Below are 22,221 nucleotides of genomic sequence, written 5' to 3' on the forward strand. Positions count from 1 at the left end.
CAGGTTACCAAATCCAGGCATAACCTTCAAACACCAACTTTAACGGTTACAAAGGAAGCCACACCATGACCACGTCCAACGCCATTGCCGCTGCCGGGCTCACCGCCTCCTTGCTGATCAGCGGCACGGCCCATGCAGACAACACAGTGCATTACCGCTACGAGCAGGTCGGTGACGTAAAGGTGTTCTACCGCGAGGCGGGCGACCCCAGCGCGCCGACCGTGTTGCTGCTGCACGGCTTCGCCGGCTCATCCTTCATGTTCCGCGAACTCATGCCCGAGCTTGCCGACCGCTACCACGTCATCGCGCCGGACCTGCCGGCATTTGGCTTCACCGAAGCCCCGCCGCGCGGCGAATACGCCTACACCTTCAGCCAGCTGGCGAAGACCATCGGCCAGTTCACCGAACAGCTCAAACTCGATAAATACGCGCTGATGGTCCACGACTACGGCGCCCCCGTAGGCTGGCGCATGGCCGTCGCCCATCCGGAGCGAGTGACCGCGATCATTTCCCAAAACGGCAACGCCTACGAAGAAGGCTTGGGCGACGGCTGGGCCCCCATCCAACGCTACTGGCACGCCCCGACCCAACAAAACCGTGACGCCCTGCACGACTTCCCAACCCCTGCCTCGATCAAGTGGCAGTACCTGGAAGGCGTGGCCGACAAAAGCTCGGTTTCACCCGATGGCTACACGCTGGAAGGGCTGCAAATATCCCGGCCAGGCAATGCCGACATCCAGCTCGACCTGGTGCTGGACTACGCCTCCAACGTAGCGATGTACCCGGCCTTCCAGTCGTACTTCCGCCAGTACCAGCCACCGCTGCTCGCGGTGTGGGGCAAGAACGACCCGTTCTTCCTGCCGGCCGGCGCCGAGGCATGGAAGCGCGATATTCCCAAGGCGGATGTTCGTTTTTATGACACCGGGCACTTTGCGCTTGAAACCCATGGCAAGGAGATCATTCCGGTTATACGGGCGTTCCTGGACAAGAACCTCCAGTAATCAGCGCAACCCTATGTAGGAGCGAGCTTGCTCGCGAAAAACGTCAACGATAACGCCGACTCTGGTTTCACGCGGCGCTCCAAGCTTCTTCGCAAACAAGCTCGCGCCTACCTTGTGGACATGTCCTACAGCAAGCTGCAGCGCCTTGCTCCGTTGCCTACAGTTGCGTCAGAATCCGCCGGCTTGTGCGCTTGAGTGGGCGTCTCTAAGGTGGCCCGGTCGCTGACAACTCAGTGATCGGGTTTAGTAGCCCGTGGTCGAATTTCGCTTAGTGCACAAGCTTCATCCACCAGACTTCCCGTCTGTGCTTGATGGCGGCTGTGCGCAGGGCACCTTCGGGTGCGCCGGCTTTGCGGAATTCCCCGGTCTACTAACCTGCGTACAGCTGCCACCCTTTCGTTTAGTAGCGAAACGGTGTCGGCTCTGACAGGGAAATTCCGTTATGTACAAAGTCACGCCTAACCCTCCGAACGGCCCCGACCTGAAACTGAATCAGGCGGCGCATCGTGCGATTGATCACTACCTCAACGCGGGCGCCGAACCGCCAGGGCCGCCTCCTCCACCTTCGACGACGTTGTTCAGCGTTGCGGACGATGTCAGCAGTGAAGTGCTGATTGCCAATAGCTATGAGACTTTTTCTTCGGTGACTGCGTTGTTGCTGGACCTATCGGATGAGCTGACGGGGAAGCAGCGGGATGTGGCGTTGGCGATTCATCAACTGAGTGAGTTGGGGGTTTTGTTGGTGGATAAGTTGATGGAGCCGGAGGCGGCCGTTAACTAGACGCGTCACTCACAAAGGGTCGCCGAGTCGTCTCAGCCCATGCAAAGACTCGGCGACCTCTTGCATCTATGGCCGGCGCCCGATCTTCTCTATGCTGTTCAACTTCCTCCACAATGAAGGGCAGCCCCAATGAATTTGGGCCGTGCACGGCAATTGCTTCAAGAAGGAATCAATCGTGAGACCCCGATTGAAAGCCTCATCCACGTCCTCGAAGCCGCGATAGAACTGATCGGCCTTCCAGACAACGACTTCTGCTGGTCAAGCTGGGAAGACGAGGCACAAGCGAAGGGGGAATTGCTGGGCTTGATCAGCGTGCTCAAATCAGGTGGTTCGCCCAACAGGCTGGATGTGGCGGTTGTGTTCGCCGTCACCGGCCCCCTGCAAGAACTCAGCCTCAGCAGTGGCTGGGCGAACACCTTCCTCAAGTTGGCGGATAAGTACGACGAAGTTGAAGCGCTGCTGTGGTGAGCCCCCATTCGGCCTCCACCACGTTGCTCGGAATTGCCGATGAGGCCAGCAGGGAAATGCTGATCGGCAACAGTTCCGAAGTTTTTTAGGTTTTATGTATTTTCCTCAGCGGCGATGAACTTCTTGCGATTCACCATCCAGGGTAGCGCCGGCTGACTGCGTATTTTCTTGCAGCGGTTTTTTGTAAATTGGTAGGTCACAAGATCAACGAAGTGACGGTTGCCTTTAACCACATCGTAGGTAATAAGAAAATAAATCAAGGGGCTTTTAGCATCGATCCATTTGTTCAACGTTTGGTCCAAAGCCTTTTGAATGTCCTCTACACGGCTGTAGCCAATGAACGTCTGAAAGGCTGCCTGACCGGCCTTGCTATACAGTTTTTCGATTTCGTTGATGTCCGTGTGGGCACGCTTCCACTCCCATTCCACGAAGGTCAAAATATCCTTTTCGGAGTACTGCACCACCGCATCGGTACGCCCGCCCGATTCGAAAAGCGCCCGTGCGCCCAGCAGGTTGGCACATTGCCGAATTACGAGGCCCATATGAATCGTCCAGTTGGCCCGATTCGCCAGGCCGGCTGTTTCAGTAACGGGAAAATCCTTGTACCAGAGGTAGTTAAACAGCGTAACGAAGTCCCGCTCAATCCGTTTCATTATGGCGTCCATATGTCTAATGATTAGGTGTAATTAACTTTCCAGCCATGACTCCCAACGTCCTCAAGGTTCTCGTTAGAGATCCCTGAGTGCGTAGCGATAGTCGTCAATGTATCGGCACGACGCCGCTGAACTTTATCTTCACGCTCTGTTGTTGCCACGCCCTACCGGCTGAACGATGTTAGTGAATAGCCACTAGGCCTCCAGGCTTATTGGTCGGATTACTGACTTATTAAATGGGGGCGAACGCAAGGCGCTTGAGCTTAAGCGCAGCCCTGCTTGAAGTCTTAGCCGCACGTTTACCACACTGGATTACGCCCCCTACGCCGAGTAGCCTATCGCTATAACGGAAAACCTCTAATCCCCAGCATTTGGAATACCTAATGGCCCTGCACGACGCAATCGCCCTTGAAATCCACGCCGGCGCGCTACCGCTACACTTCCGCGCGGTAGACCTTAAAACCAGCGGCCGCAGGGTCTATTTAAGCCCCACCGATGCCAACGAACGCTATCGCGTGGGATTAGACTTTTTTGCCGCCAACACAATCAATACGCAGCTGGCAAACCTGTGTGAGCACACCGGTTACTGGGCGCGCAACGGCCAAGTGGCGCGTTACCGGCGTGTCGCCGACGGGTTGTATGAATTGCTTGGCCTGGACGAAACGCAGGAGCTGACCGCTGAAGTCGAGCCGGCTGCCGAGACGCCCCTGCGTTGCGATAACTTGAGCCCCTGGGAAGCGCGCTTTGCTTTCTACCTTGAACATGAACCCTTTCAAATCTACGATCGCCGCCGCCGGAAGGTATACCCAGCCCAGGCAGCCCAGGGACTGGATGCTCGATTGAGCAGCTACTTCTGGCCCTCCCCGGGAGTGAATTTTGTAGCTACTGAGCAAGTACTGCAGGGGTTTATTGCGCAGGCTCAGGGGCTAAGTCTTGACCTTGCCGGTAATGCCGACGCGGTGTTGGCGTTATTCGCGTCTATCTGCCAGTGGGGCGGGGTGCGCCTGCCCACACAGGATGCCGATTCCGTGGTCGCCAACCTGCAACGTGCGGCTAATCACAACGCTCAGAACCCAGCGGCGATGAACAGTGCATGGACGAAGCTGTACGCCATGTTTTACCCAGACGACTTTGTGATCTATGACTCGCGTGTAGCCACCGCATTGGTGGCTATTGCTGAGGCAGTGTTCGATGACGTCGAGCTCGATTCCTTCAAGACGCAGTATCCCAACCTAGGCCTGATTGCTGGACGTGGCGGTAGTCGGCCACGAGCGACTCGTACCGTGTGGCGCAATGCATATATGTCATGGCCAGCGCAGCTCGAGGCAAATCGTCTAGTCGCGTCCATTGTGCAGGCGCTTAACGCACGATCTGACGTGGCCTACAACGCCCGCCAATTGGAGGCTGTGCTGTTTATGGAAGGGTATTGAGCGGCCTTTACCCTCAAGGCGACGCCTATTTTGAAGAGCATTGCCACACCTCAGCGTGACGACCAGTAATGTTTGGCCGATTGCGGTCCTTGGCGAGAGGCATAAAACAAACCGGCTCGCTAACCCCGCTTTTTGACCCGCATCGGCCAATGCTTTAGACCTTCCTCAGCGTACTTGCTTAGGCCAGGGTCGAGCTGCTGTGTCATGAGTTCCAAAGCTACCTTTGAATCGCTAGGGCCAATACGCGCTAATGCATAAGCGCACTTGCGCTGGAACTCTTCCAGGTTGCCCCAACTGATCAGGTGATCGAAATTTTTCTGCGCGGCTTCCGTAATCGCAGACGTCGCGCAGTTTTCCCCGATTAACCCCAACTCGAAAACGATGTCTTCATGCTCTTCATGCCAGTCTTCCAGCAGCAGCTTCGCCAAAAGTGGCGCGGTAATTTGTGCGTCGACGCCGACGAGCGCAGCCCAGAAGGCCGCACCGTCTTTGGCCCGCAAAGCGGACTCGGTTTTCTCATACAGCCCGCTCATGGGAACGTTGCTGCTGGCTATAAACAGATATCTGGAACATGGCAGTGGTGCGGATTTATGTCGCCTACTCTAATTCCCATTTTCTGGCAGACGCCGTTGTTCACGAGGTGCAGTTTCCGGCCAGAAGCGGTATTACCAGCCTTTGGCTTCGACGGCCTGGAACCAGGGACGACGAAATCCGGCATCCGTCACCAGGATCGGTACGCACTGCTCAGGGAGTCTGGCCAGTAGAATGTCCAATGCTCGCGAGAAAAATCCTAGTATCCCGATTAGACCGCAGATAAACCACACGGCAAGCCGAGGGCGCAGTTGCGACGAGTTGCTGCATTTTTGCGCGCGCTGATTTTTTCGTCCGCCACATGAATCTAAAAAACTCCGGCAGGTTCGCCAGCAGTTCGGGGCAGTTATGCGGCAAGTCAGGCCGCGACTGACCGCGTTGGAGCAGCGTTCTGCGCAGTACGCGCAAGAATCGAAGCGTCGCCGAACGATCAATCCATATCAAGACATCTGCACGGGCCATCCGGTTGTCCCAAGTGGCTGAATGACCACCTTCGAATATCCAGCAATCACGGGCCTCGACCTCAAGACAAAGCTGCGTCTTCTCGTCCCGGCTTCGTTCTCTCCAACCTGGCTGCCAGTGGATAGTGTCGATATGAACGACCGGCAAGCCCGTGAGCTGACCAAGCTTACGCGCCAACGTGCTTTTGCCAGACCCAGGTTGACCAACAATCATCACCCGTTGCATCGAAGCACCTTCTCGCTATTCAAGCTGAATTTTTTGGGGTGGCGATTTTACGTCAATGCCGGAAACCGGAGGTTACTGACCGTTCATCGGGATTGCATGATGTCATGACGACATCATCCCAATATAGTTGTACAAGACTTGTACAAACATAAAAACCTGTACAAGTTTCAACTGACCAGGAAATAACGCGGCTACCCGTGGCCGTCGAACAAAAGAATACCTGCGCAGGATGCGGACCAAGGGCGAATACATACCCTTGCAGGTGCCTCTAATTGCTCCTCCCATTACGCAGGTACATCATATGCCATCGCACACTCCCCGGCTCTCGACACGGACCAGTCTCTATGCCGGCTATGCCAGCCTGCTCGCGTTTATGTTGCTGATTGCCGCTATCTCGCTGTACGCCCTGGCTAACAGCAATAAGGAATTTTTCCTCTACGTTAATGGCGTTGATGCACGCACCCGCCTGGCCAACACACTGAACGACGCCGCCGCCCAGCGCGCGATTGCCCTGCGTAACATCGCCTTGAACAGCAATGTCACCGAGAGAGGACAGCAGCGGGGCGCGATTGCCGTCAACGAACAAATGGTGACCAGCAGCCTCGCCGCGCTACGCCAGGCAATTGATAGCCATGGTGATGTGTCGCCCAAGGCACGTGAACTGTTCTCAACCATCGAGCAGGTCGAGAGCCGCTACAAACCGGTAGCGCACACCATTGCCGAACACCTGTTCAAGGGTGAAAACGACGAGGCCCTGCGCATGGTCAGCGAGCAGTGCACCCCCTTACTGGCCGAGCTGACCCAGGCAATTGGCGAATACCTGCGCTACACCAACCAGAAAGCAGACCGGCAGGTCAGCGAAAATGACGCAAACTATCTGTCACAACGCAACCTGCTGCTCGCCATTACTGCGCTGGCCGTCTTACTCGCAGCGGTACTGGGCTACGTCATCAGCCGCAACCTGCTGCGCGCGCTGGGTGCCGAACCGAGTGAACTCAACCAGCTCGCCCAACGGGTTGCCCAGGGCGATTTGCGCGCCAGCGGGCGCACGCTTGAGCCACCACAAGCCAGCATCATGGCCGCCCTGCTGAGCATGCAGGAGAGCCTGCGGGACATGACCAGGGGCGTAAACCTGTCCTCACAGACCGTGGCCCAATCCAGCCAGGAGCTTAGCCAGTCGAGCCTGAGAAACGCCGAAAGCGTGGCCATGGCACAGTGCGAGGTCGAGCAGATTGTCACCGCCGTTCACCAAATGGCCGCCACCGTGCAGGATGTCGCGCGCAATGCCGAATCCGCCGCCAGTGCCGCCAGCGAGGCCGATAGCGCGGCCCTGTACAGCCAGCAGAAGGCCAAAGATGCCGTCAACATGATCGGCGAGCTGGCCGAGACAATCGAACAGTCCAACATGGCCATGGGCCGGCTGAAGAATGAAACCGGCAATATCGGCAGCATGCTTGAAGTGATCAAGTCGGTGGCCGACCAGACCAACCTGCTGGCCCTCAATGCAGCCATCGAAGCTGCCCGTGCTGGCGAGGCCGGACGCGGCTTCGCGGTGGTAGCCGACGAGGTGCGCAGCCTGGCACAGCGTACCCAGAAGGCCACCTCAGAGATTGAGGGGCTGATCGCCAGTCTGCAGAAAATTGCCGACGAGACCTCGCAGCATATGCAACGCTGCAAGCGCTCCAGCGCGCAGTCGGTGTCCGGTGTTTCCGAGGCCGGTGAAGCGGTGAGCACGATCGTCACCATGATCGAGCGGATCAACGGCATGAACCACCAAATCGCCGCTGCCGCCGAGCAGCAGAGTACCGTTGCCGAGCAGATCAGCCGGGGCATCGTGACCGTCAGCGAAAGCGCCGAGCAATCCGCTGCAGCCTTCCGCAGCGCTCAGCAGGAAAGCGAAGGATTGGCACGCACCAGCGTGACATTGCGAGAGAACATCTCGCGCTTTCAGCTCTAGGGTCTGTTGCCGTTTCATCGCGAGCCGCGTTGCTGCGAGAAATGGCCCCCGGTTAGGCGCAGGACGCAGGTATCGTCGTGTCATCGGCCAGGCGAACCGGTCTTTCCATCCACAGTTGCGTATCAGCGCAGTGCGCGCTGATCAGATGGCTGCTGCGTCGAACCAAGCTGGAGACTATTTCAACCGGCAAGCGCTGGCGTGCTTTGTAGTAGCCGCCGGTATGCGTGCTGCCAAACGATGGCCGCTATGGCAGTATTTTGCGCCTTCCTGCAAACAGACGGCTAAACCGTTGGTACCGTTCCGCCGTCGATCACAAACTCACTTCCCGTGATAGATGTTGCTCGCGACGAAGCCAGGAAACCGATCAGGTCAGCAACTTCGGAAGGCGTGGACGGGCGGCCGAGTGGGAGACCTCCAAGTGCTTTCATGATGATCTCTTTACCACCTTGATAGTCAGTACCTGCCTCCTGCGCGAGTCGCTCGGCTAATGCGACCGACGCTTCGGTTTCAACCCAGCCCGGCGAAACCCGAACCACGCGGATGCCTTTGGGCGAAACCTCTTTCGATAAACTTTTGCTGTACGTCGAAAGTGCGGCCTTGGCCGCCGCGTACGCTGTTGTAGCTTCCGGCAGTGGCAGCCGACTCTGGATGGAGGTGACGTGGATAACGACCCCCTCCTTGCGCTCCAGCATACCCGGGAGCAAGGCGCGGTCGAGGCGCACCGCAGGCAACAGATTCAGGCTGAGCTCTCGTTGCCACTGTTCCTCGTCCAGCGCAGCAAAACCGCCGCCGGGTGCCGACGAACCACCCAGGACATGGATCATTATGTCCACGCCCCCCAGCCGCTGTTGGATCGCGGCGATCAGCACGTCACAACCTTCCCGGGTCGAAAGATCAGCCGCAATCAGAAGAGCGCCCGGTATTTCAACGTCCACCTGCCTGGCCGAGGTAATGACCTTCGAGCCCTCGGCCAGTAACAACTCGACGACAGCCTTGCCGATGCCCTTGGTGCCACCGGTGACCAAGACCCGCTTGCCAGTCAAACCTAGATTCAGCATGGCGTGATCTCCAGGGAACGGATTCGACCGCCCTCCAGCGTGAAGACGTAACTCAGTTGTACCGGGCTACCGGGGAAATTCCCAACAAGGTGCGCAATGACCGTCAGTCTGCCCTGCCCTTGCAGGACCTGCAGTGGTTGGACCTGATAGATGAACGCACTGCGTGCCTCCCGTTGCCAGGCTTCGATGGCAGCTGTTCCTTCGTATGTTTTTCTCTCATCGCAAACCGTGGCGTCAGCGCAGAAGCAGCTCGCAAGTTGTGCTGCATCGCCACCATTACTGACTGCAAAGTACGTCTGCACGACGTCGGGAAGCTGAGGTGTCATGTGTTCGTTCTCCAGAATGCGGTTGTATGAAGCGATCTTGCTACCTGACGGATAGTTTGCTCAACTGGGACTAACTTTATGACCTATCCCGAAATTCAGGACAATAAATGTCACAAGATCGTATAGGCCTCAGTGAGCTGGACGCTGTTATCGCGGTCGCACGCAGGGGGTCGTTTCGGCAAGCCGCTATCGATCTCGGCGTCTCCACCACCGCGTTGAGCAACACCATTGCCCAACTGGAAGCCCGTCTCGAATCGCGGCTGTTCAATCGCACTACCCGTAGCGTGGCCATTACCGAAGCGGGCAGGATATTTCTGGAGCAGGTGGGACCAGCCTTGCAGGATTTGCGCACTGCACTCGATGCAGTGCGATCACATAACGCCGGGCCCTCGGGCACGCTGCGTATCAATGCGTTCGCCAGCGCTGCCCGATCGGCGCTCCTGCCACTGGTGATGGAATTCCTGAAGCATCATCCGAAAGTACACATCGATCTCGTGACCGAAGGCCGTCTGGTGGATATCGTTGCTGACGGCTTCGATTTCGGCGTGCGCTCAACAAGCCTCGTTCCCAATGACATGATTGTGATCCCTCTCGGCCAGCCGCAACGGTACGCTGTGGTCGGTTCGCCGGCGTACTTCGAAAAACACGGCAAACCGCGAACGCCATCCGAGCTGCTCCAGCATCAATGCATCCGCGTTCGACTACCGAATGGGGCGATTTTCCCGTGGTATTTCGAGCGGGACGCAGAAGTGATTCGTCTCGACGTGAGCGGGCCGCTTACGCTGGATGAATCCAGCGTGGTCAAGCTTGCGGTGCAGGAAGGCATGGGGCTCGGCTTTTTCATGGAGCAGGACGTTCGCGACGAAATCCGCGCGGGACTGTTCGCGCGGACTCTGGAAGACTGGACACCGCCCAGAGACAAGCTGTGCCTGTACTACCCGAACCGCCGCAACCCCTGCGCGGCAGCCAAGGCGTTCATCGACCTGGCACGCGCCAGTCAGGCCGTCGAGGACGGGCTCGCATGATCCAGGCATGACCGGGACCAGGCTCAGGCAATCAACCCCAGTGTCAGTCCCTTCAAGGTAGCGGCTGCCCGGGTCGAGCATTCCAGTTTGCGAAAGATGCTTTCCACGTGCGTGCGAACCGTACTCGGACTGATGTCCAGCAGCCGCGCCACCTGCTTGTTGCTGGCGCCACGGCTGATCTCCAGCAGGATGCGGCACTCGCGAGTCGTGAGTACCGAAGCCTTCGGTTGACGCATGCGACGCTCACCCCCTGCGGCGGCAATTACTGCTTCGCAAATATCGTTGTCGAACAAGCCACTGCCAGCATCCTGTTTGAGTAACCTGGCTGCATCCGCTTCGCCGTGGGCCGATCGCCATGGCCTGGCTTCCGTTAGCGCGACCCAGGCTACCGATGTGGCGAACAGGCGATGCTCGGCACACAGCGCATCACCCGCCACGCCTCGAAAATAGCCACTGCCGTTGAGCCGTTCATAGGCATGGGATGCAATCTCTGCGGGTACGGCCAGTTCAGTGATAGGCCTAAGCGCCTGTTGCGTCCAGTAAGGGACAAGGCGCACCCGCTCTGCTGCGCCGTATGGCAGCGTCCCTGCGGTATTCCAAAGGTGGTTCGAAACGGCCGCCCGGCCGAGACCGTAGATGAGCGCGGACTTGCCAATTTCTGTCAAAGTGGACTCCCGCAGCCCCCACAGGCGTGCAGCTTCCACGGCGACATGCGCTACCTGCCGCGAATGCCCTGCCAACCACGGGAGCTTCAAGTCGATGATGTCGCCCACCAACGTCAATGAGACACAACGCTGCTCATGCGCGTGGTCAACCGTTTTCGAAAGCGTTTCCAAATCCGCCAGCCAGTCCTTTGCGTTCCCCAGAAGCAACGAGACTAGCGACGCCGGGTAGCGCCGATCCGACTGCTCTCTGATCCAGCGTAGCGCCGCGTCCAGGCCGTGCGCACGACGGAGAATGTCCAGATCACCTGCAAGTACTACCTGATAGGCGACCTCTGGAATGTGCTCATGGGTCAGGCCCAGTGGCCGGCCAGTGCCGTCGTAGGTTTCGAACACGCGACACACGCCTGCCTCGACGGCGGCACCGAGCTGGAGGGTTTTGGCGATTGCTCCAGACACCTCACAGTGCACGACGGCAAGCGGGGTTGCCTGATGCACCGCGTTCATTTGCTCATTGCCCAGCGTCAAATCGAGCATCGCGCGGCGGCCATCGACGTCGTCGCCCAGCAAATCCGCAAAGCCTTCGGCATTGGCGGTGCAACCGGACCAGCGCAGCAAGGCAACCTGTTCCGCTACCCTCAGGTGCTCACCGTCGCCGTGCCGAGCCCGCGCCAGCATCCGCGCCAGTGCGGCAACACGCCGGGAATGACCGAGTGGTTGTCCCATGCTGAGGTCACCGATCTGGGCGATCGTCGCCAGCGCCCCGTCCAGGGAGATGTCCAGTTGCAACACACTATCCATGAAAAATGTCCCCGGGTCGGATAATTGACCGATGCCCACACTGCAGGCTAGTCAGCAGAATTTGAACTCCCGAACAGGAGCTCATCCAATGAAAACATTCAAATCGAAAATCGCTACCGTCGCCTTTGCCCTAGCCGGCACCTTCATCGCAAGCGCCAGTCATGCGCAGGATACAACGCCCTCCGTGGTGATCGTACACGGCGCGTTCGCCGACGGCTCCGATTGGGCCAAAGTGGTGCCACTGCTCCAAGCCCAAGGGGTGGCCGTTACGGTTGTGCAAAACCCGCTCACCTCACTTACCGACGATGTTGCCGCTACGCGCCGCGTCTTGAGTAACCAGCAGGGTAAGGTGGTTCTAGTCGGGCACTCTTGGGGCGGCACCGTGATTACCGAGGCCGGTGGCGATCCGAAGGTCAGCGCGCTGGTGTATGTCGCCGCCTTCGCGCCGGAGGCCGGGCAAACCAGCGGCGAACAAGGTAAAGGCGCGCCCACGCCCCCTGGCATCAGTCAGATCAAGGCAGACGCCAACGGTTTTCTCTATTTGACGCCGGAAGGCATGGCCAAGGACTTCGCCCAGGATCTCCCGGCAGCCCAGACCGCCGTCATGACCGCCACGCAAGGTCCCATCAAGGCATCTGCCTTCGACGATAAAACGACCGTCGCGTCCTGGAAGGCCAAACCGTCCTGGTATCTGCTAGCCACCGAAGACCGGATGATCCACCCCGACGTCCAGCGCTCTGCCGCCAAGCGTATCGGTGCCACCCTGGCAGAGGTGCACACCAGCCATGTTCCCCAGCAGTCACAGCCGGCCGAGGTCGCCGCAGTGATTCTTAAGGCAGTGCACAGCGTTGGCGAGAAATGATCGCAGGGAAATGACGCCACTGATAACCGCAAACTCAATCGCTGCATCGATACGGAGCGTGCGCATGAATCATCTGCGTGATCAACACTATGACTTCATTGTGTGCGGTGCAGGTACGTCGGGCTGCGTGGTCGCAGCCCGTCTCGCCGATCAGCAAAGCGCACGCGTCTTGCTGATTGAAGCTGGCGAGGGGTATTCGGGCCCTGAGGTTGTCGAACCGGCGCAATGGCCGATGAACCTGGGTTCAACGCGCGACTGGGCATTCGAGGGGCAACCCAATCGGCACCTCAATGGTCGACGGCTATCCCTGAGCATGGGTAAGGGACTCGGCGGTGGCTCCAGCATCAATGTGATGGTCTGGTCGCGCGGGCACCGCTCCGATTGGGACTATTTCGCAGCCGAGTCCGGCGACCCGGCCTGGGGCTACGATTCGGTACTCAATTACTACCGCAGGATCGAGAACTGGCAAGGCAGCCCTGATGCCACTCGGCGTGGTTCAGGTGGCCCCGTGCATGTCGAACAGCCGGCCACGCCTCAACCCCTCGCGTGGGCAACGTTGGAGGCGGCCAGCCGTCTGGGTATCCCCCGGTTCGACAGTCCCAATGGCGAGATGATGGAAGGCCCGGGCGGGATCGCTATTACCGACCTGCGCATTAACCAGGGCAAGCGCGAATCTGTTTACGACTCCTACATCCGGCCACGGTTGCACTATCCGAACTTGACGGTGCTGACAGGGGCATTGGTGACCCGCCTATTGCTTATCGGTACACGGGCTATCGGTGTCGAAGTGCTGATCGCCGGCGAACGGCAGTGCTTCTATGCCGCAGCCGAGGTCATCCTGTCCATGGGCGCGGTGCAGACACCCAAGGTGCTCATGCAATCGGGAATCGGCCCGGAAGATGAACTGCGAAACCACGGCATCGCACCCCCCCATCACCTTCCCGGCGTGGGCCAGAATCTTCAGGACCATCTCGCCTTTGGCTGTACGTGGGAGTATCTACGCCCCCAGGCAGTCGGTAGCGGCGGGTGCGAAACCACTTTGTACTGGAAAAGCGACAGTCGCCTGGATGTCCCGGACCTGTTGCAGTGTCAACTGGCATTTGCAGTCCCCTCTCCGCCTGAGGTCGCGATTGAGCCGCCACACCAGGGCTGGACAATGTTCGCTGGGCTGGCCAGGCCTGCCAGTCGAGGGCGCGTGCGCCTGTCGGGTGCCGGGCCACTGGATGTCCCACTCATTGAGCCGAACTCGTTGAGCGCGCCCGAAGATATGATCGCGGCGTATGCGTCGATCGACCTGTGCAGGGCGCTCGGTAACAGCGAAGCCTTCAACGGGCTGGTCAAACGCGAAGTCGTGCCCGGTCCGAAAGAACATCGCGCTATGGAGCAGTTCATCCGCAACTCTGCCGTGACTTACTGGCACCAGTCCTGCACCGCAAAAATGGGCCGAGATACGATGTCGGTGGTCGACCATCAACTGCGCGTGTATGGCATCGATAAACTGCGCGTCGCTGATGCTTCGATCATGCCGCGAATTACCGTCGGCAACACGATGGCGCCGTGCGTCGTCATCGCCGAACGAGCAGCAGATCTTATCCTCGCTGCGCAGGTGTGACAGCCGCGGCCACAGCGCTGCGTTATGAATGACATTCAGCTGAAAATCATGCTTGTCGGAGCTGCGAACGCTGATTGCCGAGAGGCCGTCGGGCTGCTCGTCATCGCTCAAGCTTGGTGTTCTCAGTTCGCGCCGGCCTTGGCCTTGACGTCGGCGGCGACCTTATCGGCGGCCAGCGGGGTGCAGCTGTACGGCAGGCTCCAGCCGATGCTTGAACTCCACAAGCAGCTTAATGCGCTGCCGTTGAGGATTGAGCCGGTGTCAAGGTGGACGCTGATCGTGTCGCAACGGCTGATACCGCTGATTGCGAAGGCATTGACCTCGGAAAAGATCTTCGCGTTCTTGCCCACGCGATGGGCGTTTCTCGAGGGACCTCCTTGCCACTGGTTTGCTGTCGTACAATTGATCGTATAGATATCGAGTAAAATGTTTTATTGACTAAAATAAAATATCGGATAATTATTCCTGTGCATCTGCTCCCACGCAGAGTCATTTTCAGGGTTATCCCGATGAGTCTTAAAATCCCCTCTGTACTGGCGACTCTTTACGTCGAGGCCAACGAGTCGTCCTTTGCAACCCGCGTGGCACCTGCGCTGATGCAGGGCTTCCCGGCCGAGCCGAATCACCGAGTAACGTGGCACAACTGGATGCGTGCGCCCTTCAGCCAGTGGGGGTTCCGTCATCTGGCGCGGCTGCGTCCCACGATTGATGTGGCGGCGGGTTCAATGCCTGCCGGTCAGCTCAAGGAAACGCCCAAGGCGCTGGACCGCCTGTATTTCGACAGCGAGTGTGGGCTGAGCATCAGCGTTATCGAACACCTTGTGGCCAGCCAGACCGACGCCTTTTTGGTGATGCAGGGCGATACGGTGTTGTTCGAGCGCTACTTCAACGGCCAGCGCGCGGATGACCGGCACATCATGTTCTCGGTGACCAAGTCGCTGATCGGCACCCTCGGCGAACAACTGGTTTCCAACGGCATGCTCAAGCCCGAGCTGCCCGCCGCGTACTACGTGCCTGAGCTGGTGGGCAGTGCGTTTGGTGATGCCACGGTGCGTCAGTTGTTCGACATGGCGGTGGGCATCGACTACAGCGAGGTGTATGACGATCCCGCCTCCGAGAGTTCGCAGTACGGTTATGCCTGCGGTTTCCAGCCGGCACCGGCGCAATACGCCCAGTTTGAATCGCTGTACCAATACCTGCCGTCACTGAAAAAACGTGGCGCACACGGCGGCTTTTTCCATTACGTGACCGCCACCACCGAAGTCTTGGCATGGGTCATGGAACGTGCCTCGGGCCAGGCGTGCAGTCAGATGCTGGAACAGATCTGGGGGCGCTTGGGGTGCGAGCGCGACGGTTATTTCATGGCTGATCCCTGGGGCCGTAACGTTGCCGGGGCGGGCTTCAGTGCCACCTTGAGAGACATGGCACGCTTCGGCCGCCTGCTCGCCAACGACGGTCGCCAGGACGGTGTTGAGCTGCTGTCGCCCGAGACCGTGGCCCGTATCGCCGCCGGTTCTGATCCGGCGATCTACGCGCAAAATGCCGAGTTCTCCAGCTGGACGCCAGGTGCGTCCTATCGCAGCCAGTGGTACGTGTTCAACGACCACAGCCAGGCCCTGATGGCCGGAGGGATCCACGGCCAATACCTGTTCATCGACAAGCCGTCCGGCGTGGTGATCGTCAAGCAATCGTCGCTCACCGATGCGGTCAGCCCGTTCGATAACGACAGCGTGCGCATGCTGCGCGCGATCACCGCGCACCTGAGTCACTGATCCACGCCCAAACAATAAGAGTCTTGCGTTCTATTCACCTGGCTTGCCCATGTGTTGGCGGCGCCCTGCGTCGCCATTGACTGCCCTGTAACAACAATAATTCCACAGGAGCTTCTTATGGTTTTCACCAAGCGTTTTTCCCGAGCGCTGTTAGCGTTCGGCTTACCCTTGACCACCCACGTCGCGTTGGCGGGCTACAGCTTTGAGGACGGCAACCTCAAGGGTGAAGTCAATCTCACGGCGGGTGGGGCGACGCTGTTTACCCGTGGCGTCAACTTCGGCAGCGGCCAGGTCGATGCACGCAACGGTAAAAACGGCGGCGCCAGGATCAACTGGCAAGAGGTCTACGTAAAGCCGGGGGTCAAGCTTGAGTATGCGTTGCAACCGGATTTCAGCCTGCTGGCGGGCGGTTCCCTGGTGGCGGCGAGCACCTTCGGCGATGGCGATGCGGGTGGCTTCAGCCGCAGCTCCGATGGCAAGGCCGCAGCCGAAGAACTCTACGGCGGTTTTCGCGCCGGCGAGTGGAAGCTCACCGCCGGCCGCCAGAACTACATGATCGGTACGGGGTTCATCGTCATGGACGGTAACCTCGACCAGTACAAGGATGGCGCCTACTGGCTCGGCCCGCGAACCGCGTTCAAGGATTCGGCGATCCTGGCCTGGGATCATGGCGCGCTGAAGTCTCAGGCCTTCACCTTGCGTACCGATGACGACTTGGGCGATTTCCGCATGACCGGCGTCAACCTCGATTACAACCTCGATGACCAGGTGACGCTCGGCGCCATGGCCATGAAGGTCAACGCCCTTGGCCCCAGAGGCAGCACGCTCCCGCGCCGTCGGGACGGGATGCAGGTGTACAACCTGCGGGCGCTCAACGCCAAGGTGCCCGGCGTACAGGCGCTGACGCTGAATGCCGAGTACGCGCTGGAGCGTGGCAGCGGCGAGGGTGTCGACTACGATGCCAACGCCTGGTATGCCCAGGCCGACTATGCCTTCAGCACCTTGCCGCTGACGCCGATCCTCGGCTACCGCTACGCGAGCTTTTCCGGCGACGACAACCTCACCGACAACCGCCAGAAAGCCTGGGATTCACTGAGCAAAGGCTTCGTCGACTGGAGCACCTGGCTGGTCGGGGACGTGGTCGGCAACTACCTGCTGTTCAACAGCAACGAAAACGTTCAGCAGTTCTCCCTCAAGACCCACCTCAACGACACCCTGACCCTCGGCGCGATTCACTACCAGTTCTGGCTGGACGAGAAAAACTACATGGGCGCACCGGTCAGCGATCGGCGCTTTGCTGACGAAAGTGTGGTTTTCCTCGACTGGACACCCACGCCGTCGTTCTATACGTCGCTGTCCTACAACTGGGTCAAGCCACTGGCCGCCGCCAAACAGGTGTTCGGCAACGACCAGATGTTCAGTGCGCTGGAACTGTATTTCACCTACCGCTATTAAGTGCTGCGAGCCATCGCGGCCGCGCTGGAGTGTTTTGATCATGAACAGATTTTTGCGTAACACCGTGCTGGGCACTGTCGCCTCGTTGCTCATCAGTGGTTTTTGCCTGGCTGAAGAACGCACCGTACGGATCTACAACTGGATCGAATACCTGCCACCCGAGGTGCTCAAGAGCTTCCAGGAGGAAACCGGCATTCGCCCGGTTTACGATGTGTTCGACACCGTCGAAACCATGGAGTCCAAGCTGCTGACGGGCAACTCCGGGTATGACGTGGTGTTTCCCGGCTCCGCCAACCTGGGACGCTTGATCACGGCCGGGGCCGTGCAGCCGCTGGATCGCAAGCAGTTGCCAAACTGGCAGCACCTGGACCCGCAATTCATGCAAACCCTGGAAACCGCAGGCGACCCCGGCAATCGCTACGCCGTGCCTTACCTGTGGGGCACCACGCTGATCGGCTACAACGTCGACAAGGTGCGCAAAGCCCTCGGCCCTGACGTGCAGATGAACAGTTGGGACATCATCTTCAAGGAAGAAAACCTCGCCAAGCTCGCCAGTTGTGGCGTGGGTTTTCTCGACGCCGCCAACGAGATCCTGCCGATTGCCTTGCACTACAAGGGCCTCGACCCCAATAGCCAGAAGCGCGAGGACTATGTACAAGCCCAGGCCCTGATGATGAAGATTCGCCCTTACGTCAGTTACTTCAACTCGTCGCGCTACGGCATGGACTTGGCCAACGGTGATATCTGTGTGGGCGTGGGCTGGTCCGGCGGTGTCGCACTGGCCGCACGACTGGCAGATGCCGCCGGCAAGGGCGTCAAGGTCGAGATGGCACTGCCCAAGGAAGGCGCGCCGATGTGGTCGGACGTGATGACGATCCCGGCCAAGGCCCCCGATCTGGCGGAGGCCCATGCGTTCATCAATTACATCCTGCGCCCGGACGTGATTGCGCGCATCAGCAACAAGATCGGCTACCCCAACCCGAACAAGGACGCCACTGCGCTGGTGGACGCCAGCATCCGCAACGACCCGAACATGTATGTGCCGGACGAAGCGCGCAAGACCCTGTTCGCCCTGGAGCCGATCCCGGCTGCCGCGGAGCGCATCCGTACCCGCACCTGGACCGCCATCAAGAGCAACCGCTGATCAGTGTGGCCCGGTGCGTGCGCGCCGGGCTTGGAGCTTGCCATGACTGAACGGGCGGACATTGCCCCCAACTTGCAGCGAGTGCTGACCCTTCGCGTCGCGATAGGGCCAGGTGTGATGCTGGGCGCCAGCGTTGAAGGCCTGCGCTGCAATTACCCGATAGTGGGCGGGGATTTCGATGGGGTCGGCATCAGCGGCCAGGTCCTGGCGGGCGGAGAAGATTGCTTTCTTTTGCGCCCGGATGGCATTGGTCAACTGGATGCCCGCTACAGCGTGAGGACCGACGAAGGCGAGGTGATCAACATCCGTAACCGCGGCGTGCTGACCATGACTGAGTACGGACGCCAGCTGGAGCGCGACGGCCAATGGCCGATTCCTGAAACGGAGTACCGCTGCACCTGCACGCCGGTGTTCCAGGTGCCCAAGGGGCGGCTGGACTGGCTCACCCGTTCAAGTTTTATCGGCCTGGTGCATTACCCGGGCGCTGACCAGGTGGTGATTCGCTGCTATCGCTTTTACTGAGGCCCGACCCTGGAAGCTGTCAGGCCTGCATGCCGTAGAACAGCAGCTCGGTGATACGCCTGACCTGGGTAGAGTGCGCGTCGATATCCGGGTGTTCCTGGTTCACCAGCCTGAACAGTTGCAGGTGCGAATAGTCGTTCAACAGGAACGCGGCCAATTCCACATCGAGTTGCGGGCGCAGCTTGCCGGCCCGTTGCAATTCCCGCAGCAGCTCGCTGATCTCGGCCCTGAGCGCATCATTCATGGCCCGATAGCCTGCGGGCAGTTCATTGCTGCCACCGAACAGGATCAGTGGCAGCAGTTCACGCCACAGGCTGGGGTGCATGACTTCCAACGCATAGCCGGTAAGAAGGCGTTCCAGGTGGCATAGCGCCTCGACCGGATCGTCTATTTCGTGGATCCTGCTGCGGGTGTCGGTGATTGCGCGTTGATCGGCGTGGTGCAGGATTTCCAGGATGATTTCCTGCTTGTTGCCGAAGTACTTGAACACCGTCGGCGGCGACACCCCGGCCTGGCTGGCGATCTGTTCGATGGTGGTGTTCTGGAAACCCTGGCGCTCAAACAGCTCGATCGCGGCCTTGCTGATAGCTTGCCGGCGTTCGGCTTTCTGACGTTCACGCAGTCCGCTCACAGGAGATCCTTGTCACGAGTAAAAAGAGGGGCGCTTATCGCCCCGGTATCGCTGCAAAATACTTAATTGAGTAAATTTTTTAAAGCACTAATTGCCAACCATTCCGTGTGCCACTGCCGTTTGCATGAAAGCGTGGCGGGCACACTATAACGGTGAGTGCCTGTATCGGGGTTAACGTGAAAGGCTGATCAAGAATTGGGGCGTCCAATCTGATCAGCCTGCCACGTACCAACGATAAGGCTGTCGCAGCCAAGACTGTTTTCGTAAAACCCCACCAGGAGGCCATCAGTTCTAATCGGTCAGGCGTTTGTGGCTGACCATTTGGTACGAGTGAACTGAGCATTGGCTCCCTTGGAATGTCGAGCGGATCTACAACTCGACAGGAGCTCTCATTCACTCTTCTTCATCAGAGTGAAAAGTCAGCTGTTTGTACTGCACTGAACGACTGCTATTGGCCTGGGCCGATTGCTGCCTGCCACGACCGGTTGAAATCGACCCTAAGCTAACTGTCGCTTGGACGATACCTGAGCGCCTTTGTATTCCCAGCAGGAATGCAACTAATAAAATTAATTAATTTTTGTTATTGCTCTTTATGGCCTAAGTTGATTCAAGGACATGGAGAACCACCTTGAACTCACCAATTAACTCTGCTGAAAAGTTTGATAATGCTCGGGCTAGTGAATATGGACGACAGAGCCGTATCGCACTGGCAGGTTATGACGCTTGTCAGGACTTGGTGGCGTGCATGCTCGCGGCAAGTCTTGGAAATATTCGCACGGCAAAAATACTGGTAGTCGGCGCTGGCGGTACGGCGCAGGAGATCATCGCGATGGCCAGGCTTGAGCCGGGCTGGCGCTTCACCGCCGTTGATCCATCTGAATCGATGCTGGAAACCGCGAAACAGCAGTTAGTCGTCAACAATATGCTTGAAAGAACGGACGTGCACCTTGGGCACGTTGAAGACTTGGCCGCAGATGAGTCCTACGACGCAGCCACTTTGATCGGTGTACTCCATCATCTCGATGGGGATGATGCCAAGGGAGAGATTCTGCGATCCATTCAGGCTCGTCTGAAACCGGGGGCTCCGCTGATTGTCGCCGGCAACCAATATGCCTATGCCAGCCAGCCGTTGCTCCTCGCCGCCTGGGGGCAACGTTGGCGGCAGCACGGAGCCAGTCCGGATGAAGTGAAAGTCAAACTTGGGAAAATTCTTCAAGGCGCTGACCCTCCACATTCTGAGGCGGCTGTTCAGAAGCTTTTGCATGATGCGGGGTTTGGGGACGCTACCCGTTTTTTCAGCAGTCTGTTCTGGGGTGCCTGGTTAACGTGTAAAACGGTCTGAACGGCGAGCTGAGTGGCAGCTCTGGGTCGATTGCTGCCGTTCATGACAGGCAACAATCAGCCAAGCGCTCAAGATATCGTCCGGTAAACATCAAAAAACCAGTGTGATCGCGAGGAGGCCAGCGCTTCCATTGATGTTGGCTGACGCTATGCCATCGCGAGCAGGCTCGCTCCCACAGGGGAATTGGTGTTTGGGGAATTGCGCCCCGTCAGGGACCGCGCCGATATGGGCGCGGCATTTTCCTGCTTTTCACCCATTGCCGGCGTCGATAATCACCATCGCGCCAATGAAGTTCTAATACAAAATCCTCGGCGTAGCATCTTGTCGATGCTCGTCTGCGGTAGCCGAGGGTGGGTTTCAGCGTGTTAGCGTCTGATCAACTGCCTGAACGCCCCGTAACCTCATATGAGTGCTGAGCCGCGTGTACATTCGAGGTTTTCACCTAAGCCACGGATCATCTCCATCAATGCCTTCACCCGCAGCGGCAAATTTCCGGCCGGGTACACCGCGTGCATCTGTGGGCTCTCACCGCTGCTGGAGGTGAGCTTGTACTCAGGACAAACCCGGAGCAAGCGCCCCGCTTCCACTTCGGGCTCCGCCATCCAATCCGCCAAGCGGGCGATCCCGACGCCCGCCAAGGCTGCCTGGAATACCGCCAGACCGGAGCTGAAACGAAATTTTGGATGAACCCGAAAGCTGATGGCCTGCTCCTCACTGCGAAAATTCCATTCCTTGAGAATCCGCGGCGCCGTATGCAGGATCAGCGAATGCGACTCCAGTGCCTCGATGGAATCGGGCATGCCGTTGCGCTCCAGGTAGCCGGGGCTGGCATACAGGTAACGTGAGTAACTCCAGAGCGCAAAGCCGATCAAGTCGCTGGATTGTGGAAACGCGCCGCGAATCGAGAAGTCCAGCTTGCTCTTGGCCGGGTCGATGATCTCATCGGTGAAAATCACGTCGATGTTAACGTCTGGATAGCGCTCGCAGTATTGCGCGATCAACCGGGGCAATACCCCGTGTCCGAGAAGCTCGGGGGCGGAAAAACGGATCCAGCCGGAGGCCAGGCCGCTGAGACCGGCCAGGTCTTCATCCACCTCACGTTGCAGGTCGAGCATTTTGTACGCGTGGGGCAATAAGCATTCACCCGCTTCGGTCAAGCTCACGGCATTGGACGAGCGATTGAACAACTTAAGCCCCACACTTTCCTCCAGGGCTTGAACGGCGCGGGTCAGTGCGCTGGGGGAGCGTCCCAGCGTCCGTGCCGCGGCGACGAAGCTGCGCTTGCGAGCCACGGTCGCGAAGGCTTCAAGTTCCCCCAACATATTCAATGCCACTCTCCACCTCATTGCATTTTTCACAACGCGGCATTGCAACACAAAAAAGGCTCTTCCGTTAACCTTCCCGCTCAACCCAGAAGGATGGGGCAAACAGGAGCGCAAGG

General features: G+C 58.7%; 21 protein-coding genes and 2 pseudogenes. 13 read left to right on the forward strand and 10 right to left on the reverse strand.

The features are described 5' to 3' along the window. Positions 1-65: 65 nt before the first annotated feature. The 3 genes from HDC32_RS07130 (at position 66) to HDC32_RS07140 (ending at position 2,250) form a co-directional block, all read left to right on the forward strand. Positions 66-1,001: an alpha/beta fold hydrolase gene (locus HDC32_RS07130; RefSeq protein WP_131699789.1), complete on the forward strand. Its 936-nt coding sequence runs from the start codon at positions 66-68 to the stop codon at positions 999-1,001. A gap of 442 nt (positions 1,002-1,443) precedes the next feature. After that, complete coding sequence (locus HDC32_RS07135) at positions 1,444-1,782, forward strand: DUF6124 family protein (protein WP_184743185.1); 339 nt, start codon at positions 1,444-1,446, stop codon at positions 1,780-1,782. Positions 1,783-1,911: 129 nt separating this feature from the next. Then, positions 1,912-2,250, forward strand: coding sequence for a hypothetical protein (locus HDC32_RS07140; protein WP_145336367.1), 339 nt, complete (start codon positions 1,912-1,914; stop codon positions 2,248-2,250). Positions 2,251-2,342: 92 nt separating this feature from the next. Here the strand turns inward: HDC32_RS07140 and HDC32_RS07145 are convergent, their stop codons facing one another. Next, a complete protein-coding gene (locus tag HDC32_RS07145) occupies positions 2,343-2,903 on the reverse strand; it encodes a hypothetical protein (protein ID WP_145336369.1) in 561 nt (186 codons plus the stop codon). 383 nt (positions 2,904-3,286) lie between these two features. Here HDC32_RS07145 and HDC32_RS07150 point away from each other — a divergent pair, with 383 nt between their 5' ends. Beyond that, positions 3,287-4,333 (forward strand): hypothetical protein, encoded by a 1,047-nt coding sequence (locus tag HDC32_RS07150; protein WP_145336371.1) that lies wholly within the window; start codon positions 3,287-3,289, stop codon positions 4,331-4,333. A 119-nt stretch (positions 4,334-4,452) separates the two neighbouring features. On the opposite strand, the gene HDC32_RS07155 is transcribed toward HDC32_RS07150, so the two are convergent. Together HDC32_RS07155 and HDC32_RS32015 are read right to left on the reverse strand one after the other, a co-directional pair. Next, complete coding sequence (locus tag HDC32_RS07155) at positions 4,453-4,866, reverse strand: hypothetical protein (RefSeq protein WP_145336373.1); 414 nt, start codon at positions 4,864-4,866, stop codon at positions 4,453-4,455. A gap of 211 nt (positions 4,867-5,077) precedes the next feature. Then, complete coding sequence (locus HDC32_RS32015; RefSeq protein WP_145336375.1) at positions 5,078-5,611, reverse strand: AAA family ATPase; 534 nt, start codon at positions 5,609-5,611, stop codon at positions 5,078-5,080. Between the two features lie 301 nt (positions 5,612-5,912). Here HDC32_RS32015 and HDC32_RS07165 point away from each other — a divergent pair, with 301 nt between their 5' ends. Beyond that, positions 5,913-7,568, forward strand: coding sequence for a methyl-accepting chemotaxis protein (locus HDC32_RS07165; RefSeq protein WP_184743188.1), 1,656 nt, complete (start codon positions 5,913-5,915; stop codon positions 7,566-7,568). A 281-nt stretch (positions 7,569-7,849) separates the two neighbouring features. Here the strand turns inward: HDC32_RS07165 and HDC32_RS07170 are convergent, their stop codons facing one another. Both HDC32_RS07170 and HDC32_RS07175 read right to left on the reverse strand, forming a co-directional pair. After that, the gene (locus HDC32_RS07170) at positions 7,850-8,626 is read right to left on the reverse strand and encodes an SDR family oxidoreductase (RefSeq protein ID WP_184743191.1); all 777 of its coding nucleotides are present in this window, start codon (positions 8,624-8,626) and stop codon (positions 7,850-7,852) included. Then, positions 8,620-8,952, reverse strand: a complete 333-nt coding sequence (locus HDC32_RS07175) for a nuclear transport factor 2 family protein (protein WP_131699794.1) — start codon at positions 8,950-8,952, stop codon at positions 8,620-8,622. Before HDC32_RS07175 ends, HDC32_RS07170 begins: the two co-directional genes overlap by 7 nt. A 107-nt stretch (positions 8,953-9,059) precedes the next feature. Between HDC32_RS07175 and HDC32_RS07180 the strand changes: the two genes are divergently transcribed. Next, positions 9,060-9,977: a LysR substrate-binding domain-containing protein gene (locus HDC32_RS07180; protein WP_131699795.1), complete on the forward strand. Its 918-nt coding sequence runs from the start codon at positions 9,060-9,062 to the stop codon at positions 9,975-9,977. A gap of 23 nt (positions 9,978-10,000) precedes the next feature. Here the strand turns inward: HDC32_RS07180 and HDC32_RS07185 are convergent, their stop codons facing one another. Further along, on the reverse strand, positions 10,001-11,440 hold the full coding sequence (locus HDC32_RS07185) for an HD domain-containing phosphohydrolase (protein ID WP_184743194.1): 1,440 nt from the start codon (positions 11,438-11,440) through the stop codon (positions 10,001-10,003). An 88-nt stretch (positions 11,441-11,528) separates the two neighbouring features. Between HDC32_RS07185 and HDC32_RS07190 the strand changes: the two genes are divergently transcribed. Beyond that, entirely contained in the window at positions 11,529-12,302 is a 774-nt protein-coding gene (locus tag HDC32_RS07190; RefSeq protein ID WP_131699796.1) for an alpha/beta hydrolase, read from the forward strand. Between the two features lie 64 nt (positions 12,303-12,366). Further along, positions 12,367-13,914, forward strand: coding sequence for a GMC family oxidoreductase (locus HDC32_RS07195; RefSeq protein ID WP_184743197.1), 1,548 nt, complete (start codon positions 12,367-12,369; stop codon positions 13,912-13,914). A gap of 122 nt (positions 13,915-14,036) precedes the next feature. Here the strand turns inward: HDC32_RS07195 and HDC32_RS07200 are convergent. Further along, positions 14,037-14,285, reverse strand: a pseudogene (locus HDC32_RS07200) (pectate lyase); the annotation flags it as partial. A gap of 138 nt (positions 14,286-14,423) precedes the next feature. On the opposite strand from HDC32_RS07200, the gene HDC32_RS07205 reads away from it, so the two are divergent. The 4 genes from HDC32_RS07205 (at position 14,424) to HDC32_RS07220 (ending at position 18,807) form a co-directional block, all read left to right on the forward strand. Beyond that, complete coding sequence (locus HDC32_RS07205; protein WP_184743200.1) at positions 14,424-15,686, forward strand: serine hydrolase; 1,263 nt, start codon at positions 14,424-14,426, stop codon at positions 15,684-15,686. Positions 15,687-15,803: 117 nt separating this feature from the next. Continuing rightward, on the forward strand, positions 15,804-17,141 hold the full coding sequence (locus HDC32_RS07210; protein WP_184743203.1) for an alginate export family protein: 1,338 nt from the start codon (positions 15,804-15,806) through the stop codon (positions 17,139-17,141). Between the two features lie 40 nt (positions 17,142-17,181). Further along, positions 17,182-18,285, forward strand: a complete 1,104-nt coding sequence (locus tag HDC32_RS07215) for a polyamine ABC transporter substrate-binding protein (RefSeq protein WP_184743206.1) — start codon at positions 17,182-17,184, stop codon at positions 18,283-18,285. A 42-nt stretch (positions 18,286-18,327) separates the two neighbouring features. Next, on the forward strand, positions 18,328-18,807 hold the full coding sequence (locus tag HDC32_RS07220) for a DUF3237 domain-containing protein (RefSeq protein ID WP_131699801.1): 480 nt from the start codon (positions 18,328-18,330) through the stop codon (positions 18,805-18,807). Between the two features lie 19 nt (positions 18,808-18,826). Here HDC32_RS07220 and HDC32_RS07225 read toward each other — a convergent pair whose 3' ends face one another. Both HDC32_RS07225 and HDC32_RS32020 read right to left on the reverse strand, forming a co-directional pair. Next, the gene (locus tag HDC32_RS07225) at positions 18,827-19,438 is read right to left on the reverse strand and encodes a TetR/AcrR family transcriptional regulator (RefSeq protein WP_131699802.1); all 612 of its coding nucleotides are present in this window, start codon (positions 19,436-19,438) and stop codon (positions 18,827-18,829) included. A 172-nt stretch (positions 19,439-19,610) separates the two neighbouring features. Further along, positions 19,611-19,781 (reverse strand): annotated as a pseudogene (locus HDC32_RS32020) (serine hydrolase); the annotation flags it as partial. 285 nt (positions 19,782-20,066) lie between these two features. Between HDC32_RS32020 and HDC32_RS07230 the strand changes: the two are divergent. Then, on the forward strand, positions 20,067-20,780 hold the full coding sequence (locus HDC32_RS07230) for a bifunctional 2-polyprenyl-6-hydroxyphenol methylase/3-demethylubiquinol 3-O-methyltransferase UbiG (protein WP_184743209.1): 714 nt from the start codon (positions 20,067-20,069) through the stop codon (positions 20,778-20,780). A 401-nt stretch (positions 20,781-21,181) separates the two neighbouring features. Here HDC32_RS07230 and HDC32_RS07235 read toward each other — a convergent pair whose 3' ends face one another. Continuing rightward, positions 21,182-22,114: a LysR family transcriptional regulator gene (locus tag HDC32_RS07235; protein ID WP_131699807.1), complete on the reverse strand. Its 933-nt coding sequence runs from the start codon at positions 22,112-22,114 to the stop codon at positions 21,182-21,184. Positions 22,115-22,221 lie beyond the last annotated feature (107 nt).

It is taken from the genome of Pseudomonas sp. JAI120, from assembly GCF_014207255.1.
Lineage (GTDB): Bacteria > Pseudomonadota > Gammaproteobacteria > Pseudomonadales > Pseudomonadaceae > Aquipseudomonas.

Excerpts from the sequence above, each read along its gene's own strand:
- HDC32_RS07130 (WP_131699789.1), top strand. The coding sequence starts at position 66 with ATGACCACGTCCAACGCCATTGCCGCTGCCGGGCTCACCGCCTCCTTG.
- HDC32_RS07135 (WP_184743185.1), top strand. The coding sequence starts at position 1,444 with ATGTACAAAGTCACGCCTAACCCTCCGAACGGCCCCGACCTGAAACTG.
- HDC32_RS07140 (WP_145336367.1), top strand. The coding sequence starts at position 1,912 with ATGAATTTGGGCCGTGCACGGCAATTGCTTCAAGAAGGAATCAATCGT.
- HDC32_RS07145 (WP_145336369.1), bottom strand. The coding sequence starts at position 2,903 with ATGAAACGGATTGAGCGGGACTTCGTTACGCTGTTTAACTACCTCTGG.
- HDC32_RS07150 (WP_145336371.1), top strand. The coding sequence starts at position 3,287 with ATGGCCCTGCACGACGCAATCGCCCTTGAAATCCACGCCGGCGCGCTA.
- HDC32_RS07155 (WP_145336373.1), bottom strand. The coding sequence starts at position 4,866 with ATGAGCGGGCTGTATGAGAAAACCGAGTCCGCTTTGCGGGCCAAAGAC.
- HDC32_RS32015 (WP_145336375.1), bottom strand. The coding sequence starts at position 5,611 with ATGCAACGGGTGATGATTGTTGGTCAACCTGGGTCTGGCAAAAGCACG.
- HDC32_RS07165 (WP_184743188.1), top strand. The coding sequence starts at position 5,913 with ATGCCATCGCACACTCCCCGGCTCTCGACACGGACCAGTCTCTATGCC.
- HDC32_RS07170 (WP_184743191.1), bottom strand. The coding sequence starts at position 8,626 with ATGCTGAATCTAGGTTTGACTGGCAAGCGGGTCTTGGTCACCGGTGGC.
- HDC32_RS07175 (WP_131699794.1), bottom strand. The coding sequence starts at position 8,952 with ATGACACCTCAGCTTCCCGACGTCGTGCAGACGTACTTTGCAGTCAGT.
- HDC32_RS07180 (WP_131699795.1), top strand. The coding sequence starts at position 9,060 with ATGTCACAAGATCGTATAGGCCTCAGTGAGCTGGACGCTGTTATCGCG.
- HDC32_RS07185 (WP_184743194.1), bottom strand. The coding sequence starts at position 11,440 with ATGGATAGTGTGTTGCAACTGGACATCTCCCTGGACGGGGCGCTGGCG.
- HDC32_RS07190 (WP_131699796.1), top strand. The coding sequence starts at position 11,529 with ATGAAAACATTCAAATCGAAAATCGCTACCGTCGCCTTTGCCCTAGCC.
- HDC32_RS07195 (WP_184743197.1), top strand. The coding sequence starts at position 12,367 with ATGAATCATCTGCGTGATCAACACTATGACTTCATTGTGTGCGGTGCA.
- HDC32_RS07205 (WP_184743200.1), top strand. The coding sequence starts at position 14,424 with ATGAGTCTTAAAATCCCCTCTGTACTGGCGACTCTTTACGTCGAGGCC.
- HDC32_RS07210 (WP_184743203.1), top strand. The coding sequence starts at position 15,804 with ATGGTTTTCACCAAGCGTTTTTCCCGAGCGCTGTTAGCGTTCGGCTTA.
- HDC32_RS07215 (WP_184743206.1), top strand. The coding sequence starts at position 17,182 with ATGAACAGATTTTTGCGTAACACCGTGCTGGGCACTGTCGCCTCGTTG.
- HDC32_RS07220 (WP_131699801.1), top strand. The coding sequence starts at position 18,328 with ATGACTGAACGGGCGGACATTGCCCCCAACTTGCAGCGAGTGCTGACC.